This window comes from Mucilaginibacter sp. Bleaf8 (assembly GCF_018390515.1).
Lineage (GTDB): Bacteria > Bacteroidota > Bacteroidia > Sphingobacteriales > Sphingobacteriaceae > Mucilaginibacter.
The window spans coordinates 163,177-181,588 of record NZ_JAHBBK010000006.1 but is presented as its reverse complement, the minus strand read 5'-3'; the positions used below and the strand labels follow the sequence as shown (position 1 = coordinate 181,588).

Annotated in this window: 18 protein-coding genes; all 18 read left to right on the top strand. The window is 43.6% G+C overall.

Annotation, left to right across the window (positions count from 1 at the left end):
- Nucleotide 1 precedes the first annotated feature (1 nt).
- The 18 genes from KHS38_RS20635 (at nt 2) to KHS38_RS20550 (ending at nt 18,256) form a co-directional block, all read left to right on the top strand.
- Nucleotides 2-1,492, top strand: coding sequence for an O-antigen ligase family protein (locus KHS38_RS20635; RefSeq protein ID WP_213490548.1), 1,491 nt, complete (start codon nt 2-4; stop codon nt 1,490-1,492).
- A gap of 31 nt (nt 1,493-1,523) precedes the next feature.
- Nucleotides 1,524-2,366 (top strand): alpha-1,2-fucosyltransferase, encoded by an 843-nt coding sequence (locus tag KHS38_RS20630; protein WP_213490546.1) that lies wholly within the window; start codon nt 1,524-1,526, stop codon nt 2,364-2,366.
- 48 nt (nt 2,367-2,414) lie between these two features.
- Entirely contained in the window at nt 2,415-3,584 is a 1,170-nt protein-coding gene (locus KHS38_RS20625; protein ID WP_213490543.1) for a glycosyltransferase family 4 protein, read from the top strand.
- Nucleotides 3,581-4,666 carry a glycosyltransferase family 4 protein gene (locus KHS38_RS20620; RefSeq protein ID WP_213490541.1) on the top strand — a complete coding sequence of 362 codons (1,086 nt, stop codon included), beginning with the start codon at nt 3,581-3,583 and terminating at the stop codon, nt 4,664-4,666. Before KHS38_RS20625 ends, KHS38_RS20620 begins: the two co-directional genes overlap by 4 nt.
- Nucleotides 4,667-4,784: 118 nt before the next feature.
- The gene (locus KHS38_RS20615; RefSeq protein ID WP_249665503.1) at nt 4,785-5,675 is read left to right on the top strand and encodes a glycosyltransferase family 2 protein; all 891 of its coding nucleotides are present in this window, start codon (nt 4,785-4,787) and stop codon (nt 5,673-5,675) included.
- A complete protein-coding gene (locus KHS38_RS20610; RefSeq protein WP_213490539.1) occupies nt 5,668-6,759 on the top strand; it encodes an acyltransferase family protein in 1,092 nt (363 codons plus the stop codon). The genes KHS38_RS20615 and KHS38_RS20610 overlap by 8 nt, the downstream gene beginning before the upstream one ends.
- Nucleotides 6,760-6,839: 80 nt before the next feature.
- Nucleotides 6,840-7,922: a glycosyltransferase family 4 protein gene (locus KHS38_RS20605; RefSeq protein ID WP_213490537.1), complete on the top strand. Its 1,083-nt coding sequence runs from the start codon at nt 6,840-6,842 to the stop codon at nt 7,920-7,922.
- A gap of 37 nt (nt 7,923-7,959) precedes the next feature.
- The gene (locus KHS38_RS20600; protein WP_213490535.1) at nt 7,960-9,132 is read left to right on the top strand and encodes a glycosyltransferase family 4 protein; all 1,173 of its coding nucleotides are present in this window, start codon (nt 7,960-7,962) and stop codon (nt 9,130-9,132) included.
- Between the two features lie 47 nt (nt 9,133-9,179).
- Nucleotides 9,180-10,043: a phytanoyl-CoA dioxygenase family protein gene (locus KHS38_RS20595; RefSeq protein WP_213490533.1), complete on the top strand. Its 864-nt coding sequence runs from the start codon at nt 9,180-9,182 to the stop codon at nt 10,041-10,043.
- Between the two features lie 93 nt (nt 10,044-10,136).
- Entirely contained in the window at nt 10,137-10,868 is a 732-nt protein-coding gene (locus KHS38_RS20590; RefSeq protein ID WP_213490531.1) for a WecB/TagA/CpsF family glycosyltransferase, read from the top strand.
- Between the two features lie 63 nt (nt 10,869-10,931).
- Nucleotides 10,932-12,047 carry a GDP-mannose 4,6-dehydratase gene (gene gmd, locus KHS38_RS20585; protein WP_213490529.1) on the top strand — a complete coding sequence of 372 codons (1,116 nt, stop codon included), beginning with the start codon at nt 10,932-10,934 and terminating at the stop codon, nt 12,045-12,047.
- Nucleotides 12,048-12,234: 187 nt separating this feature from the next.
- The gene (locus KHS38_RS20580; RefSeq protein ID WP_213490527.1) at nt 12,235-13,629 is read left to right on the top strand and encodes an exopolysaccharide biosynthesis polyprenyl glycosylphosphotransferase; all 1,395 of its coding nucleotides are present in this window, start codon (nt 12,235-12,237) and stop codon (nt 13,627-13,629) included.
- A complete protein-coding gene (locus KHS38_RS20575) occupies nt 13,619-13,762 on the top strand; it encodes a hypothetical protein (protein ID WP_213490525.1) in 144 nt (47 codons plus the stop codon). The genes KHS38_RS20580 and KHS38_RS20575 overlap by 11 nt, the downstream gene beginning before the upstream one ends.
- Nucleotides 13,763-13,803: 41 nt before the next feature.
- Nucleotides 13,804-14,262, top strand: coding sequence for a hypothetical protein (locus KHS38_RS20570; RefSeq protein ID WP_213490523.1), 459 nt, complete (start codon nt 13,804-13,806; stop codon nt 14,260-14,262).
- A 164-nt stretch (nt 14,263-14,426) separates the two neighbouring features.
- The gene (gene rfbF / locus KHS38_RS20565) at nt 14,427-15,233 is read left to right on the top strand and encodes a glucose-1-phosphate cytidylyltransferase (protein WP_213490521.1); all 807 of its coding nucleotides are present in this window, start codon (nt 14,427-14,429) and stop codon (nt 15,231-15,233) included.
- A gap of 20 nt (nt 15,234-15,253) precedes the next feature.
- Nucleotides 15,254-16,333, top strand: a complete 1,080-nt coding sequence (locus KHS38_RS20560; RefSeq protein WP_213490519.1) for an NAD-dependent epimerase/dehydratase family protein — start codon at nt 15,254-15,256, stop codon at nt 16,331-16,333.
- An 11-nt stretch (nt 16,334-16,344) separates the two neighbouring features.
- Nucleotides 16,345-16,887 (top strand): dTDP-4-dehydrorhamnose 3,5-epimerase, encoded by a 543-nt coding sequence (rfbC, locus tag KHS38_RS20555; RefSeq protein ID WP_213490518.1) that lies wholly within the window; start codon nt 16,345-16,347, stop codon nt 16,885-16,887.
- 31 nt (nt 16,888-16,918) lie between these two features.
- Complete coding sequence (locus tag KHS38_RS20550; RefSeq protein ID WP_213490517.1) at nt 16,919-18,256, top strand: NAD(P)H-dependent oxidoreductase; 1,338 nt, start codon at nt 16,919-16,921, stop codon at nt 18,254-18,256.
- The last annotated feature ends 156 nt before the right edge of the window (nt 18,257-18,412 follow it).

Below are 18,412 nucleotides of genomic sequence, written 5' to 3'. Positions count from 1 at the left end.
TATGGTAATCAATCTTCCGCCCTGGTTTTTTGACGACTCGGTACCAAGCAGCAAGCAGGAATCGCTGATACTGATTTTAATTAAAACCTTCGGCGTTTGCCTTTTAGGTACGTTTTGCCTAACGGCTTATTCGCCGGTTGTAAACCTGGCCGCCTTTGCACTGATTATACTGGCGTTCTTAAACACGTTGGTTAAAAGAGATCACTTCTCATTACTGATTCAGTTGTTTTTTGCCAATCATTATGTATTTGGTAATGATAAGGGTGGGGTGTTTAATATTGCGGCACTTATTGCCTTGTGCATTTATGGACTCTCGGGTCCTGTATTTAAAACATCGTCATCGTTTCCCCGCATGTTCGGGGGGCTGTTTTTTGTCTTGTTGGCTTTTCAGCTGTTAAGTGTAACGGCTAATATGCATGCCGGGTTAGTAGCAAAGTTTGGCGGACTAATGGGCTTTTTAGGTATTAGTGCATTGATATACCAGTTTTCAAAAGTTTCTATACAGAAATCAGATTTCATCAGGTTTATCCATGTTCTTTTCTTTTTTACCGCTTTCGAACTTATTGTTTCACTGAATCAGAAGTACGGGTTTATAGGCTTACAAACGCCATTCCTCCCGGTAGAAAGTGGTGTAGAATACGAGTTAGATATTTTTCGCTGCATGGGTACCTTTATAAATTTTGAAGCCTATGCCGAATACTCCTTATCCGTTATTGCACTTTTGCTGCCGGGAATCCTGTCCGGATCGTTTAGAAACATCAGTAAAAAGTTCTATTATATGACGGTTGGCATTGTCATCATGTCATTCATGGCCATGATACTGACGGTGACAAGATCGTCGCTGTTTATGTTGCCTTTCGTCATGCTTTTTATTTTGATGAGTCAGTACAAACGCGTGAAATTGAAAGCGGTGTTACCCTTTGTATTAATTCTTTTTGTAGGTATTGCTATTAACAGCAGGGTTAAAATATTTGATATCTCTTCTTTTATTGAGCGTAGTCAGGAAATGAAGATCAAGAATCTTTCAGACGTTACCTCCGGAAACGAGATTAACAGGGGAGGTTTGTTTGCATATGCTTTTGAGAAGATACAGCGTTCTAAGGGATTAATCGGGGCCGGGTACTTCACCAATCCTGATGATTATAATACAGTTCACTTTGATACCCCCAAGCCCGAAATTGGTGACTACCACAATTTATACCTAAGTATAACGGTGTTTTGGGGCATACCGGGAGCCGTAGCTTTTGTACTGATTTTTTTAATGTCCATTTATCATGGTATCAGGGCTCGCCGAACCGCTAATATTTCACCTTTCGACGCCGACTTGCTATTGGGTTTCAATACATTGTTTATATTTTTTCTGGTAAATCAATACAAAATCATTTTTCTGCGTGAATCCAATTATACCGTGGTCATTCTGCTCTTGCTGGTAATGTATAGAGGGCTGATCCGCAAAGTAACTTCTCCTGATTTGAAAGTTATTATCAACTAATGTATAACTGCTTTCTACTAACCGGCTTATCATGATCAAAACAATTTACTATCTGCCCAACTTTGGTCAGTTAGGTAACCAGATGGCTATACTGGCCCATTTAATGGCATTTGCCAGTAAATACAATTATCAGATTATATATCCTTATTCGCCAAGGCTAAAACGTTGCTTGGATGAAGAGCAGATTGGGAAAGCCAATGTGTTTTTTAGCAAAATATTATCAAATAAGCTACTGTCGAGCTTTTTGATAAAGCTTATCAAATATGTATGCGCTCATAAAAACTTTCAGTTTTTGGACATACTGATGGTTAATACGCGATTTGTTGTAGATGAGCAGGCAGCCGGCAAAGTTTTTCCTTCAACCATTATTATAACCGACTGGATGTTCCGGTTCTATGCCGGTGTTGAAGAGCAGCAGAAGGATATCAAAACATGGTTGTCTTTTGATAAGCAGCACACCAACAGGCCACAAAGCTTTATCCAGAAAATTAACCAGGATTTTGCACCAGCTGCCATAGTAGGTGTACATGTAAGGCACGGCGACTATGCAACATGGCATGGCGGCAAGTTTTTTTACGATGCCAATACCTATTACGCCAAAATGCAGCAAATAGCGGCGCAGATGCCAGATTGCGTATTTGTTGTATGCTCAAATGAAAACATCGTGTTCGAGAATACGGCCGGTTTGAATATAGTACATGCCAAAGGATCTGATATAGAAGATCTATGCGTATTGGCGCATTGTGATTATATCATTGGTCCGCCAAGTACCTTTTCGGGATGGGCCGCATTTTTGGGTAGCCGCCCTATATTCTTTCTGCAAACCAAAGAAGATACCGTGGCAGTCGACAAATTTTTCACTTACCAGGTTTAACCAGGCGCCCCTCATTACATTTTAACTTACCTACTACGATATTATAATATGAAAATTGGAATCTGTGGCCCTATCTTTTTACCCCTTTTAGCTAAGCATTTATCGTCTGACAGCGTAATTGATATTAAGGGAATGGGAGGTACACCGGTTAATCATCAAATTACGGCATTACTGGAAAAAGGTTATGAAGTGCATGTTTATTCCATTACGCCCGAACTTGAACCCGGAGAATCACGAGAATGGCATGGCGATAAGCTGCATGTATATGTAGGTTGCTCACGTAAACGAGCCCGCCATTGTTGTAAAGATCTTTTTCAGCAGGAAAGAAGGTTTCTAAAAAACGCCATTATTAAATCCAAGCCGGATATTGTTCATGCACACTGGCAATACGAATGGGGGTGGGCCGCGCTCGACTCTGGTATACCCACATTATTAACCTGTCATGATTCGCCTATTGAGGTACTGAAATCGCAAACCGATTTGTACCGGTTAATACGGTTGGCAATGGCCGCCATTTGTTTAAGAAAGGCAACGCATTTAACAGCTGTTTCTCCTTATACCGCAAAAGGATTACGGCGTTTTACCAAACTCAAGGCGCAGGTAATACCAAACTTTGAACCTTCGAGTGTATTCTCTCTTTATGATCCGGCTAAGAAAGTGAGTGGCGAAATTAATGTTACCATGATCAACAATGGCTTTCATAAAAGAAAGAATGTAGCTAAGGGGATCGAGGCGTTTATAGAATTCAGTAAGCAATATCCAACAGCACAGCTGAACCTGTATGGCACCGAGCATGCTATAGGCCAAGATGCTTACCAGTGGTGCAAAGAAAATAACGTAAATGAACAGAACATACATTTCCACGGCGAGGTGCCTTTTTCGGAACTGATGACGGCCTTGTCCAAAGCGCATATCTTTCTGCATACGTCTTTGGAGGAGTCATGCCCGATGGTGCTGATTGAGGCCATGGCGATGGGGATTCCTGTTGTAGCGGGTGAAGCTGCCGGAGGGATTCCCTGGATGCTGGAAAAAGGCGGTGGCAAGCTGGTTGATATCACCGATAAAGATAAAATTGCAGCCGAGCTGATACGCCTGGCATTGCCGGAATGTAATGAGCAGCTTGCTCATGAAGCAAGAGAAGTGGCCGTACAAAACTTCTCTACAAGTGTAGTTATAGATCAGTATCTATCGGCCTACAAAGAAGTGTTAAGCGCATGAAAGTTTTACATATACTCGCCGAGTTGCAATTTTCTGGTGCCGAATTGATGCTACATACCGCATCAGACCGTTTCAGAACTGCAGGAGTGGAAACCACCATACTGGCAACCGGGCCCACTGAGGGTATTTATGCAGACCATTTCAGAAAGCTCGGCTGGAAAATTGTGCATATCCCGTTCAGGAAAGAACTTGCTTTTTTTGTGCGGTTATATAATTTTATTAAAAGCGAAAAATTTGCTGCTGTTCATATCCATACAGAAGGTGCTTTTATATACAAAGCCTTTATTACCCGTTGGGCCGGCACCAAAAAAGTAATCGCTACTGTACATAACAATTTCTTGTTTAGCGGCTACTTGAAACGCCGCCGGCAGTTGCATCACCTGATGGCGTTGAAGTTGCTTCGCGTTAAATTTATAGCGATCAGCGAAAGCGTTAAGCAAACCGAAAAGCAGATTTATTATACAGATACCACACTGATTCATAATTGGATTGATGTTGAAAAGTTTAGCCGCCAGGGTAAACCTGCCGGGCAGCGCTGGGATAGAAATGCAGCTGCCGGCCAGATCAATATTATCAGTGTAGGTAAATGCCTGGTTGAAAAACAGCATCAAAAAGTACTGGAACTGGTAAAAGAACTGAAAGCCAGGGGTAAGGATTGCCATTACATCCATATTGGTTGCGGCGCACTGGAAAGCCAGGAGAAGCTTTGGGCTTATGATAACGGCTTGCGGGAACAGGTTACTTTTATAAGTCATACCAATGATGTGGCACGTTACCTTGCCAGGTGCAACTACTATGTAATGCCTTCGTTGTTTGAAGGAGTAGGCAATGCCTGCCTGGAAGCAATGGCGGCCGGTTTACTGTGTATTGTAAACAACGCGCCGGGACTAAACACGCTGATTAATAACGGTGAAACCGGCGTAGTAACTGATTTTTCGGATATCCATACAGTTGCCGACGAATTGATTGCAATTCATCAGGATCCGGTTAAATACGATACCATGGTCAGGAATGCACAGCAGTACGTGTCACGCAAACATGGCGTGGCTAACGTGCAGCAAATGATTGGCATGTATTCCTGAACATCAAGTAAACGCCCTTTATAAATTATTCATAACACACTTTTCAGTAAGCTTATCTGCTTTAGGCAGTACACTGAAAAGTTTCGGTACACCGTGGTGTACGTATTACAATCTACATATGATGAGAATAGCAGTGCTGCTTACCACCTTTAACAGACAGGATAAAACCGTTGCTTGCTTGCAAAGCCTTAAAGCACAAAAGCTGCCAAAAAATATAGGTATTGATGTTTTTTTAACTGATGATGCATCGGCCGATAATACGGTTAAAGCCGTAAAGGAAATTTATCCGGATAGTTACATCTTTCATGGCAGCGGGCAATTGTTTTGGGCAGGTGGCATGCGTAACTCGTGGCGCGAAGCGCAAAAAGGGCAATACAGCTATTATCTGCTTTTAAATGATGATACCTTACTAAAAGAAAATACAGTTGCCGCGCTTTTAGCGTGTAATGATGAAATAACGAAAGAACTTGGAAAACCTGCTGTCTGTATCGGGAGTACGCAGGATTGTTCAACCGGCAACATTTCTTACGGCGGTAAAAAGCTCACATCGGGCTTTAACTTAAAAAGTACCGTGGTTTACGATCAGCATCAGTACCAGAGCTGCGATTTAGGCAATGGTAATATTATGCTGGTTCCGGAGGATATTGTAAATGCCGTTGGTATTCTTTCTTCAGCCTACACGCATGGCATCGCTGATTACGACTACACTTTAAAAGTAAAAAAAGCCGGTTTTGACGTGATGGTGGCACCAGGTATACTGGGTTACTGCACAGACGATCATGGCCAAAACTGGAAATCGCAAAGCACCGGGTTAAAAGAAAGAATAAAGTATTTGAAAAGCCCGAAAGGATTGGCTTATAAAGAATATTTGCTGTTCATACGCACGCATTTCCCGCTTTACTATCCACTTGCCTTTGCTAAACTATGGATGAAAACCTTATTGCCTATTTTTTGGCAGATGCTAAAAAGTAAAGAATTTAACAACAATACCTTTAAAGCTCATGGCTAAATCACACCAAACCATCGAAAGTTTACAAGTGCTGCGTGCTTTCGCAGCCATTTCCGTTATGGGGTTACATGGTACTCATATTATGCATATGAGGCTTGGTTTTCATTTTTGGGACGAGATATTTAACGGTGGCTGTTCGGGTGTTGACGTGTTTTTTGTAATCAGTGGTTTTATTATTTTGCATACATCGACAGGGAAAGGTTTTAAGCCATTGGCGTTTCTTAAAAGGCGTTTTCTTAGAATATACCCTTTATACTGGATCGTTACTTTATTACTTGTTATTGCCTACCAGGTTACGCCTGTAAATAACCAGCCTTACAAGGAAAGTGCATCGGCTATTTTGGGATCGCTGTCTTTATTGCCACAAAACTTTTATGTAATTGGTACGGCCTGGACACTTACCTACGAGGTAATGTTTTACACAGTGTTTGCGCTGGCCTGCGCCGTAAGTAAACGTTGCCTGCTTGCTACACTTAGTGTATGGGGAACCATTATTCTTGCTTTATACTTCTCCGGTGTGCATACCTCATCTGTTTTTGTGGGTACGCTCATCAACCCTATTATCCTTGAGTTTTTCTTTGGCTGTGCGTTAGCGTGGATCTATCATCAAGTTAAGGAATTTAAGTACGCTATCTTATTAACAACTGTTGGGTTCGTATTGTTTTGTATGGACTGGGTATGGTATTGGTACGCCAAAAACCATGATGCCACAGCATTTAGTTCTTATATCAGCCGTGTGTATCTTTTTGGTATCCCGGCGGCACTGCTTGTTGGCGGCGCCGTTTATTATAAAAGGCCGGTATCTTCATTGCTGGTAGCTGTAGGCAACTCTTCCTACTCGCTTTACCTGATACACGGAACCGTTATTTCTACCATAATCAAATTTCTGTTCTTGTTTAAAGCCCAATCTTATTTCGCCAATAATATAGGCGCTGTCATCATTTTGCTTTTAACCATAGGCATCAGCTATGTCTTCTATTATTTTATCGAAAGGCCGATTGTTAACCTGTTCAAGCCATGGAACAAAAGAAACCCTATGCAACAGCCTCAGGCGGTATACCGCCTGTCTGAGAGCGAGGCCTAAAAAACTATATCACAACCTTAATATAAATACCAGTGTCATACGTGTTTCAACCTATCCCTGCAATTAAAAATGTATTTGATATGACCGACAATGCAATGCCGTGTGTTTTGTATTTAACAAATATTCCGGCGCCGTACCGCGAAAAAATGCATGAGCTGCTTTCTGAATGTAATCAAATTAAATACACGGTGGTTTACTGCTCGGAGGTAGAACCCAACAGGCAATGGAAGTTTAAAAAGGGTAATTATCAAATGGTTTACCTGAGCAATAAGGCCAACAGGATGATACACAATAACCTGAATGTGATCAGGTGCCTGAACAAGCACAAACCTGATGTGGTTATCTCTACCGGTTTTAACCCTACTATGTTATATGGGTTTATATGGTGCCTGCTTATGGGTAAAAAGTTTGTTCCATTTACCGATGGTACTTTTGATTCTGAAAGGACCTTGTCGGCCGTGCACAGATTGGTTCGGCGCATTATATATAAGTTTTCGGCATCTTTTATTGGTGCCAGTGCCGGCAGCATCAAACTTTACGAAAGTTACCGGGTACCTAAAGAAAAGGTTTTTAAATCTTGCCTGTGTATCGAGAATCACACTTTTGCACAGCAATCCGGGCGCAAAAAGTATGACCTTATGTTTGCAGGCCAGCTTATTGAAAGGAAAATGCCGCTCTTTTTTGCAGAGGTAGCCAAACAAGTGAAAGATAAGCTGGGCAAGTGCAACGTACTTATTGTAGGCGACGGGCCGCTCAGGAACAATTTAGTAGCACATTTAATAAAACAAGGGATAGATTTTGACTATGCCGGATTTGTGCAGCCGCACAGCCTGCCTTACTATTATTCGCAATCCAAACTTTTTTTGTTTCCCACCCTGAATGATCCATGGGGGGTGGTTGCCAATGAGGCTTGCGCAGCGGGCCTGCCGGTAATTACCTGCAAAAATGCGGGGGTAGCTCATGATCTAATTGTGCACGGTTCCAACGGCTACGTTTTGCCTTTAGACGCTGAAACCTGGGTAGAGCATATCTGTGATCTCTTAACTGCGCCAGCCAAACTAAAATCGCTCTCCGCAAATGCGGCCAAGCAGGTTCAGGACTATAATCACCAATCCTCGGCCGATGGCATACTCGCCTCGGTAAAATATGCCCTGGCAAGTTAAATTTCTTGTATCGCTATACCGGCATATATAAGTACTGATGCGTATTTTATTGATCCATTGCGCCTACCAATATTTGGGAGGGGAGGATATTACCGTTGTAAAAGAGCTTGATTTATTGCGCTCAAAAGGCAATGAAGTGGAGATACTGCTTTTTGCTAATGAATCGGCACCATTGGCCAATTTGCTGCAATTGCCTTTCAATATCAAATCATACCGGGCTACGCAAAAGAAAATCGATGCGTTTAAGCCTGATGTTGTTCATATCCATAATCTGCATTTCAGTGGCTCTACATCTGTGATTTATGCCGTTAAAAAACGTGCTGCAGTAGTATATACCTTACACAATTACCGGTTAATATGCCCCTCAGGTACGTTATTTAATAACGGGCAACCTTACCTGCGCAGCATGGAAACAGCTTTTCCGCTGAAGGCGGTTTTTAACCGTGTTTACAAAGGTTCGTGGCTGCTTACATTTTGGCTCGCATTAACTATCGGGCTCAATAATATATCGGGCGTATGGAAGCAGGTTAACCGCTTCATTGTATTAACCAATGACGCTAAAAAGCTGATTGAAAAAAGTAAGCTCTCGGTAATCCCGGCCCAGCTGGCAGTAAAACCGAATTTTACGGACTATACAGCTAAGGCTGATGTTGTAAGGAATAGCCATTTTTTATATGTAGGGCGTTTGAGTGATGAGAAAGGTATCAAGGTATTACTGGAAGCCTTTGTAGGTTCGCCTTATACACTGGATATTATTGGCGACGGCCCTTATAATGAGTATGTGAAAACTATAGCAGAGACCCATGCTAATATTAACTATTGCGGGTTTCAGGATAAACAGGCCATCACAACGGCTATGCAGCAGTGCACGGCATTAATATTCCCGTCAATATGGTATGAAACTTTCGGGCTCACCATCATTGAAGCGTTTGCTGTAGCGACGCCTGTTATTGCTTCAAACATTGGCGCCGCTTCTGCACTGGTAAGTCATTGCCAAAACGGGCTGCACTTTGAACCCGGTAATGCAAACAGCCTTATACAGGCAGTGCACCAATGGGCCGGATATCCGGATGAAATAAAAAGCAGGTATCGCCAAAACGCTATGAAAACTTATCAGGAGCATTATACTCCCGATCATAATTATGAGCAGCTGATGGCTATCTATAACCAAGCCATAGTTGAAAATCATGCCTCATATAGTAAGCATTAAACTGCTTGCAGATCCATAATCGCTGTTTTATCCAATCCTTTAATGCAATGACATACTTAGACGACTTTTTGGCGCAGGGATACGCCGGGCCTTATCCTTTATTAAACAAACGGGAAAGTGAACTCCTGGTATCGAGAGAGAACCTGCTCTCGAACCTGCTATTACCAACGGTTAAGCAACGGCATGTAACCAGCCAGGCTATCGCCAGCGTAGCATTGAGAAAGGAAATTCTGGAAAAGATAAAGCCTATTCTGGGCGATAATATTCTTTTATCAGGAAGCCAGTTAATTCATCAGCATGCAGATGCGGTACATGAATGGCATGTGGATACCGAGCATACGGAGTGGGAAGGGATAACGGTTTGGGTAGGGTTAAAAAATGTAATAAGAAAAGAATGTATGAGGGTAATTACCCGGTCGCACAAATTTGATGTAACACCGGATGATTTAAAATGCGATGGCTTGGACTTATACAATGATACGGAGGTGTTAAATCAGGCACAAAAGCTGTCGCCGGATGCGGAACTTATAGAGATTGATGTCTCGGATGGGGAGTTCTTTATTTTTGACGGCCTTACCTGGCATGCCTCCCGCAATCTGACCCAGTTCACAAGATATGCGCTGGTGTTGCAGTACTGCAATACAGGACAAAAGGTAAAGTCGCTAAAAAGCCGCTTTTTACCAAAAGTTGTTTGGGAAAAATCAAATCCGGAATGCTTGCTGATCAACGGGAAGGACGAATCGCATATCAACAAGATCATCCCAACCAAACAGATAGGCAGTTATGACCGGTTACTTAAAAGCGTTCTCTATTATCTGCCTAAAAATATGGTTGCCAGGAGAAGGAAAATAGCCATGCACCTCACCTCGCACATACGAAGCTTGTTTTTAAATACAGGGTTAAATACTTGATCTGGTAACCTCCCGGTTGCCTATACCTCATTTTAAACGCACAGTATCCCGTTCAAGGGTAGTGTGCTGTTCATTCACCTAACCATTATAGCTATGAATAATACATTTACCACTTGCATGGGATATCCTTTGTTTAATGGTTCATTAACAGATATCTCCCTTCAAAAGAAAACGGTTGTGAATACGATCAATCAATATTCGTACTGCATGGCCGAGCAGGATGCCGAATTTAAAAAAGCCTTGATGGAATCTGATATGCTGTTGCCCGATGGCATTGGGATGGTGTTTGCTTCCCGGTTTTTGGACAGCGTCAGGATTCAAAAAATTGCCGGCGCCGATTTACACCAGCACCTGTTGCATAAACTCAATCAGGAGAAGGGGTCCTGTTTCTATCTGGGCTCATCCAATGGCACGTTGCAAAAGATACGGAACCGCATAAAAAATGAATATCCGAATATTAGTGTTCATTCTTACTCGCCACCCTACAAAGCCATGTTCAATGAGCAGGATAGCCAGCTGATGATCCAGGAAGTGAACCGCTTTGCACCTGATGTTTTATTTATTGGCATGACTGCCCCCAAGCAGGAAAAATGGATACATCATCATAAGCTGCACCTGAATACCAAAGTAATTGGCTCCATTGGCGCCGTATTCGATTTTTATGCAGGTACCGTTAACCGGCCCGCGCAAATGTGGATATCCTTAGGCATGGAATGGTTCGGCCGGTTGCTTGCAGAACCTAAAAGGATGTGGAAGAGATACCTATACTATGGGCCGCTGTTTACCTGGCATTTACTTCATCGGAAAGTTAAAACAGCCAGGTAGCCGAACAGTCGGCCCCTCATTTTAAAACAATCACTCATCAATAAAACCAAACCCTTACAATTCATGAAAAAGAAAGCCTTAATTACTGGCATTACAGGCCAGGATGGCGCTTACCTTACGGAGTTACTTTTAGAAAAAGGATACGAAGTACACGGCATCAAGCGCAGAAGCTCTTTGTTTAACACCGATCGTATCGATCACTTGTATCAGGATCCGCATGAAATTAATCCGGTGCTCACCTTGCACTATGGTGACCTATCAGACTCCACTAACCTGATCCGTATCATACAGCAGGTACAGCCGGACGAGATCTACAACTTGGGTGCCATGTCGCACGTGAAGGTAAGCTTTGATACGCCCGAGTATACCGCTAATGCCGACGGTATTGGTACGCTGCGACTTTTGGAAGCAATCCGCATACTGGGCTTAGAGCAGAAGACCCGCATCTACCAGGCATCCACTTCGGAGCTGTATGGTTTGGTACAAGCCGTGCCACAATCTGAAACTACGCCTTTTTACCCACGCTCGCCTTATGCGGTAGCCAAGCTGTATGCTTACTGGATTACTGTAAACTACCGGGAAGCTTACGGTATGTATGCCTGCAACGGTATTTTGTTTAACCATGAAAGTCCTTTAAGAGGCGAAACCTTTGTTACCCGCAAAATCACCCGCGCGGTAGCTAAAATAGCAATGGGCCTGCAGGATAAGCTGTACTTAGGTAACCTGGACGCACAACGTGACTGGGGCCATGCCAAAGATTACGTAGAGGCCATGTACCTGATATTGCAGCAGGAAACACCCGAAGATTTTGTGATAGCCACCGGCGTAACTACCCGTGTACGTGAGTTTGTGCGTTTGGCGTTTTTAGAAGTGGGCATTGAGGTGGACTTTGCCGGTACAGGAAATAAAGAAAAAGGCTATGTAGTAAGCTGCAGTAATCCCGATTATCAACTTGAGGTTGGTACGGAAGTGGTAGCAGTAGATCCTAAATACTTCAGGCCTACGGAGGTGGATCTGTTGATCGGCGATCCCACCAAATCACAAACCAAGCTGGGCTGGAAACCTAAGTATGACCTGAAAGGCTTGGTTGCAGAAATGGTAGCTGCAGACGTAGAACTCTTCGAGCGAGAAAAACTACTGAAAGATTCAGGCTACGCCATAAAAAACCAATACGAATAATAATAGAATGTTGACAGCATTACCATGCCTGCAGGCAGGTGGTAATCATTGGCAGCCTGGTTTAAGAACAAAAGACAGCTATCCGGTTTCGTTTACAAGCGGGCAAGTGTTGAAATCTTCCGTGCAAATCTATTCAGTTCCTGCTGGGCTAAATAACTGAGTTGCTTACAATTTTATTTTAAATTAAATGCAAAATCGTTATTTATACTCCTTACGTATCGTACTGGCTTCTATCGATTTTTTATGCATCAACCTGATCTTTGCCGTAGCTTATTATGCTGCTTTTCCTGAAAGCGGTGGAAATTCGGTCAATTACTATTTAGAGCTAACGGTCATAAACAGTATACTCTGGGTAGTTAATGTGTTGGTTCTGCACCGGTATCATAATAAAGCCGTCTATCGTTCTGCAATACTTTTCAGTTTACGATGGCAATGTGGCTTTATACACCTGGTTGTGTTTGCTGTATATCTGGTTTTAACGGGCCAGTTGGCCGTGTGTTTGGCGCTGTACCTATTGTTTTTCCTGTTTTTGGGTATACATTTTATATGCAGCCAGCTTACTTACCGGATAGCAGAACCGCTGTTAAAAACCAAGTACAGATTTAAAAAGCCAATAGCGCTGCTGGGTATTTCTAAAAACAGCGAACACTTAGCCAGCTTTTTGCAAAGTACCCATCGCAGATATGACCTCGCAAACTTTCTGGAGCAGCATGAGTGCAGGATGGTGAGTGAAGCAAAAATGTCGTTACCTGCAACTTGCGAACAAATAAAAGCCGCTGCAAATAAGGGTATAACCGATGTGTATGTCGCTATCAATCCGGATACGACTAACGATGAGATAGAGGTACTAATGATCGAGGCTCACAACCAATGCATCAGGTTAAAACTGATTCCGCAACCGGGTGACGCGTATACGCAATCCTATTCTTCTGATCACATCACTCAGCTGCATGGTATAAGCGCATTTTCGGAGCCGCTTGAAGATATGAACAATCGCTTTGTTAAACGAATGTTCGATTTAATAGTGAGTGCGGGCGTTATCTTGTTTGTTTTTACCTGGCTTTATCCCATACTGGCCGTTTTAATAAAACTGCAAAGCCCTGGTCCGGTACTTTTTACCCAGTTACGTAGCGGCAAAAACAACCGGCAGTTTTTATGCTACAAGTTCCGTAGCATGACAGTGAACATGGATGCAGATGATAAGCAAGCCACTAAAGGTGATGGACGGATAACCAGCATAGGCAGGTTTATGCGTAAAACGAGCATAGATGAGTTTCCGCAGTTTTTTAACGTATTGTTGGGCAACATGAGTGTTGTAGGGCCAAGGCCGCACATGCTTAAACACACCGAGCAGTACCGCAACACCATCAACAAATACATGGTACGGCATTACTTAAAGCCCGGCATAACCGGATGGGCACAGATAAACGGTTTCAGAGGGGAAACAAAAGAAGCCGGGCTGATGATTAAACGCGTGGAACACGATATCTGGTACCTCGAAAAATGGTCAATAGCGCTTGATCTGAAAATTATCTTTTTAACTGTTGTAAATATCTTCAAAGGCGAATCCAATGCTTACTGAAAACACTTTGTTACTTAAATCGCATGCGGCTGCTTCCAGCAAGCGGCATCCGGTAAAACTGGTGAAAACTGCCATGAGTAATGCAGCCAAACGCGGGTATTCCCTGTTTGGAGCAGCATTCCACTTCTCATAGTCAATCTATCCGATACAATAACTTTACAATACCCCTAACAATTGAAAACGCTAATTATTGCCGTAACTCTACTCTTTTCAAGCTATTGCCATGCACAAACAGTGCTTTACAAAAAAGACGGTATAGCATTCCTGGTAAAAAACCAGACCCTTAAAAGCATTTATTGCAGCATTGCCAAAAAAGAAATCTACCTCGTTGAATCGAGTGTGCACGTTGTAAACACAACCGGCAGAAATATTTATTTCAGTGGTGCCGTGTTCATACCCGAGCAGATCACCATCAGTGGCGACTGTGTTGCACAGGACAGCATCGATTCCTTAGGCGATTACCTCATTTACTTTGATGCGGCCCATGTAAAAAGCAATGGCAAGGTTACCAAAAGTTCCCGTTGCTGGGTGTTCGATCCCAATTATATCCCCGATTGGAGTATCAGCAAAATAACTCCGGGTAAAATCGAACCTTTTCTGTTTGTCAACAAGAGTAAAATCAAAAGCATCTAACAGTATAAACCTAATCCTATCAAGAGAGTAAGCGGGCAGCTTCGATATCAGTTTCCCGCTTATTTTCTTCTTCTCTCCGTTACGCCTTGGCGCTTATGTGCCGATATATAATTTACTGAGTGATTCTCCAATTCAAACATAAACACACACTTAAAAACTAAATTATGAAAGCAGTAATACTTGCAGGAGGGCTGGGTACCAGAATCAGTGAGGAAACCGGCATTCGCCCAAAACCAATGGTAGATATTGGTGGTAAGCCCATTTTATGGCATATCATGAAAATTTATTCCTATTACGGCATTAACGATTTTGTTATATGTACAGGTTATAAGGCCCATATCATTAAAGATTATTTTGCGCAATACAGCCTCAATAATTCCGATGTAACTTTTGATATGGCCAACAATACTATTGAGGTACATAAAAACAGAACCGAGCCGTGGCGGGTAACGGTAGTGTACACCGGCCAGCACACGCTTACCGGCGGCCGTTTAAAGCGTGTTAAAGACTACATTGGCGACGAAACCTTTTGCATGACCTATGGTGACGGCGTAAGCGATGTGAATATCGAAGAACTGGTTAAATTTCATAAAGCCCAGGGTACTTTGGCTACCCTTACGGCCGTTCGGCAGCCGGGCCGGTTTGGTGCCTTCAATCTATCGGGTGGAGATAACAAGATCAACCATTTTCATGAAAAGCCCAACACGGTGGATATGCCCTGGATAAACGGCGGCTATTTTGTATTGGAGCCCGAAGTACTGGATTATATAACCGGCGACGATGTGATGTGGGAACACGAGCCACTGGAATACCTTGCCCAGCACCAAGAGCTTTCTGCTTACCGACATACCGGTTTCTGGCAGCCTATGGATACGCTGAAGGATAAATCCCTGCTGGAAGAACTATGGCAGGCCGGCAAAGCGCCCTGGTATGATCTGGTTACTTCCACGCCTTATAAAATGCTTTATTAACCTGCTTAACCCTTATTTAAATGAAAATATTGATAACCGGCAACATGGGCTACGTTGGGCCTGGTGTTGTAGATACCTTACGCAGTAATCACCCGGATGCAACCTTGATTGGGTATGACATGGGTTACTTCGGTTCTTGCCTCACCAACGCGGTTGTTCTACCCGAAAGCAAGCTTGATGCACAGTTGTTCGGGGATGTAAGATCCATTTCGCCGGAGATTTTTCAGGATGTAGATGCGGTTGTGCACCTTGCGGCCATCTCCAACGACCCAATGGGCAGCCGGTATGAAAACGTCACGATGGATGTTAATTACCGGTCGAGCGTAAGGATTGCCGGCATGGCCAAAGCAGCAGGCGTTAAGTCGTTTGTATTTGCGTCGAGCTGCAGTATGTATGGCGCGGCCGAAGATCGTCCTAAAACAGAACAATCGTCATTGAACCCACTAACGGCCTATGCGCGTTCAAAGGCGCTTACCGAGCAAGATCTGAAACCTTTAGCAGACGACAGCTTTTTAGTGACCTGCCTGCGTTTCGCCACAGCCTGCGGCATGAGTGCCCGGCTCAGGCTCGATCTGGTATTGAACGATTTTGTAGCAGGTGCGGTTGCCTCGGGAAAAATCAATGTTTTGAGCGATGGTAGCCCGTGGAGGCCGTTGATACATGTAAAGGACATGGCGCGTGCTATTGATTGGGCCATAACCAGAGAAAACGTATGCGGGGGTGATTTTTTGGCGGTGAACGTTGGCTGCAATAGCTGGAATTACCAGGTAAAGCAAATTGCCGAAACGGTTGCTAACGTAATACCAGGTACCATCGTGTCGGTTAACGAAAGCGCTCCGCCCGACAAACGATCATACCGGGTAGATTTCAGCTTGTACAAAGAACTGGCGCCTAATCACCAGCCGCTGTATACCTTGGAGCAAACAGTGAAAGAACTGCAAAACGGGTTGGTGATGATGAATTTTACCGATGATGCCTTTAGAAACTCCCTTTTGATGAGACTGAGAGTTTTAAGCCATTTGCAGGATAATGGCTTAATGAACAGCAGGCTGGAATGGACCCATCCGGTTAACCATCAAGCTTTGGTAACAACTGTGTAATCGTACTTATCATGATATTTACCGAAACTAAATTGAAAGGGGCCTTTATTATCGATGTAAATCGGATAGAGGACGAACGCGGCTTTTTTGGCCGCTCTTATTGCCAAAAGGAGTTCGAGGCCCATGGGCTGAACAGCAACCTGGTACAAACCAATGTAAGCTACAATAAAATAAAAGGCACACTGCGCGGAATGCATATGCAGCGTGAGCCCTTTGCAGAAACTAAGTTGGTAAGATGTACTACCGGCGCTATCTTCGATGTGATTGTGGATTTACGACCGGATTCAGAAACCTATAAAGAATGGATTGGCGTGGAGCTTAATGCCGAAAGCTATCGCATGCTGTATGTACCTGAGGGCTTTGCGCATGGCTTTATAACGCTCGAGGATAATACCGCCGTTACTTACCAGGTTACGGAATTTTACACCGCCCCGGCCGAGCAGGCTTACCGCTGGGACGACCCTGCCTTTAGCATTGAGTGGCCTTTTGAACCGGTATTGGTTTCAGCAAAAGACCAGGCACATTTACCGTTCGAAGCCAAGATATCTGCCTGAATAACCTAAACATTAATTAATTACTAACGCAATGATCATAGTTGATACCGCGCTGGCCAAGCGCGAACAGGAAAACAACCCGATCAGGGTAGCAATGGTAGGTGCCGGCTTTATGGCAAAAGGCATTGCCATTCAAATTTGCAATTATACACCCGGAATGCAACTGGTTGCCATTGCAAACAGGAGTGTAGCTAAAGCCAAATACGCTTACGAACAGGCAGGGATAACTGAAAGCCGGGAGGTAACCTCGCTTTCTGATCTGGAAGATAACATTCGTAATGGTATATGCTCAATAACCGATGATGCGATGCTGCTTTGCCGGGCCGAAGGCATCGATGCTGTTATTGAAGTAACAGGTGCTGTTGAGCTAAGTGCGAATGTGGCGCTGTGTGCTATTGAGAATAAAAAGCATTTGATTTTGATGAATGCGGAGCTTGATGGAACAGTTGGCCCTATACTGAAGGTTTATGCAGATAATGCTAACGTGATATATACCAATGCCGACGGTGACCAGCCCGGCGTAGAAATGAATCTTTACCGATTTGTAAAAACGCTTGGTGTAAAACCCGTATTGTGTGGTAATATTAAAGGCCTGCAGGATCCTTACCGTAACCCTACAACACAGGAAGGCTTTGCAAAAAAATGGGGCCAAAACCCGGCTATGGTAACCTCGTTTGCTGATGGTACAAAGATATCGTTTGAGCAGGCTATTGTTGCCAACGGCACTGGGATGCGCGTTGCCAAACGAGGTATGCTTGGACCATCGGTAGAACCAGGTACGCCTTTAAAGGATGTAGTAAGCAATTATCCTTTAGATGAATTGCTGGAGGGGCCCGGGATTGTTGATTACGTAGTTGGGGCCGAGCCCGGTCCGGGAATCTTTATTTTGGGAACGCATGACCACCCTGCACAACGCCATTACCTTAATTTATATAAGCTGGGCGAAGGGCCTTTATATCTGTTTTATACGCCTTACCATCTTTGCCATTTTGAGGTGCCGCAAACCGTGGCCAGGGCCGTGCTCTTTAATGATGCTGCCCTGGGTCCCATAGGCAAGCCCTGTGTGGAAGTGGTAGCTACGGCAAAGATAGATTTAAAAGCCGGTGATGTGATTGATGGTATCGGGCATTACATGACCTACGGTGTATGCGAAAATGCTGACATTGCAGATCGGGAGAACTTATTGCCCATGGGCGTAGCCGAAAACTGTATCTTAAAGCACGATATCCCCAAAGATCAGGCACTTACTTACGACGACGTTATTTTGCCTGTTGGCAGAACAATCGACCGGCTAAGAGAAGAGCAGAAAGCCTATTTCAAAACTGTTGGGGAAGGGGCTGTTAAAGCGCAGATGTCCCAATTGCTTTGATATGGCGCTTATAAAGCTCAAAGTTGCTTCCGGCTAAGCCATGTGTTGCATGGGCAGTTGAGAAGCATTAGGCCACAAAATTGTATCCAATAATTGTAATAAGAAAAGGTGTTTGCTGATAAGGCAGGCACCTTTTCTTGTTTAAGCAATAGCTTA

Excerpts from the sequence above, each read along its gene's own strand:
- KHS38_RS20635 (WP_213490548.1), top strand. The coding sequence starts at position 2 with ATGGTAATCAATCTTCCGCCCTGGTTTTTTGACGACTCGGTACCAAGC.
- KHS38_RS20630 (WP_213490546.1), top strand. The coding sequence starts at position 1,524 with ATGATCAAAACAATTTACTATCTGCCCAACTTTGGTCAGTTAGGTAAC.
- KHS38_RS20625 (WP_213490543.1), top strand. The coding sequence starts at position 2,415 with ATGAAAATTGGAATCTGTGGCCCTATCTTTTTACCCCTTTTAGCTAAG.
- KHS38_RS20620 (WP_213490541.1), top strand. The coding sequence starts at position 3,581 with ATGAAAGTTTTACATATACTCGCCGAGTTGCAATTTTCTGGTGCCGAA.
- KHS38_RS20615 (WP_249665503.1), top strand. The coding sequence starts at position 4,785 with ATGATGAGAATAGCAGTGCTGCTTACCACCTTTAACAGACAGGATAAA.
- KHS38_RS20610 (WP_213490539.1), top strand. The coding sequence starts at position 5,668 with ATGGCTAAATCACACCAAACCATCGAAAGTTTACAAGTGCTGCGTGCT.
- KHS38_RS20605 (WP_213490537.1), top strand. The coding sequence starts at position 6,840 with ATGACCGACAATGCAATGCCGTGTGTTTTGTATTTAACAAATATTCCG.
- KHS38_RS20600 (WP_213490535.1), top strand. The coding sequence starts at position 7,960 with ATGCGTATTTTATTGATCCATTGCGCCTACCAATATTTGGGAGGGGAG.
- KHS38_RS20595 (WP_213490533.1), top strand. The coding sequence starts at position 9,180 with ATGACATACTTAGACGACTTTTTGGCGCAGGGATACGCCGGGCCTTAT.
- KHS38_RS20590 (WP_213490531.1), top strand. The coding sequence starts at position 10,137 with ATGAATAATACATTTACCACTTGCATGGGATATCCTTTGTTTAATGGT.
- gmd (WP_213490529.1), top strand. The coding sequence starts at position 10,932 with ATGAAAAAGAAAGCCTTAATTACTGGCATTACAGGCCAGGATGGCGCT.
- KHS38_RS20580 (WP_213490527.1), top strand. The coding sequence starts at position 12,235 with ATGCAAAATCGTTATTTATACTCCTTACGTATCGTACTGGCTTCTATC.
- KHS38_RS20575 (WP_213490525.1), top strand. The coding sequence starts at position 13,619 with ATGCTTACTGAAAACACTTTGTTACTTAAATCGCATGCGGCTGCTTCC.
- rfbF (WP_213490521.1), top strand. The coding sequence starts at position 14,427 with ATGAAAGCAGTAATACTTGCAGGAGGGCTGGGTACCAGAATCAGTGAG.
- KHS38_RS20560 (WP_213490519.1), top strand. The coding sequence starts at position 15,254 with ATGAAAATATTGATAACCGGCAACATGGGCTACGTTGGGCCTGGTGTT.
- rfbC (WP_213490518.1), top strand. The coding sequence starts at position 16,345 with ATGATATTTACCGAAACTAAATTGAAAGGGGCCTTTATTATCGATGTA.
- KHS38_RS20550 (WP_213490517.1), top strand. The coding sequence starts at position 16,919 with ATGATCATAGTTGATACCGCGCTGGCCAAGCGCGAACAGGAAAACAAC.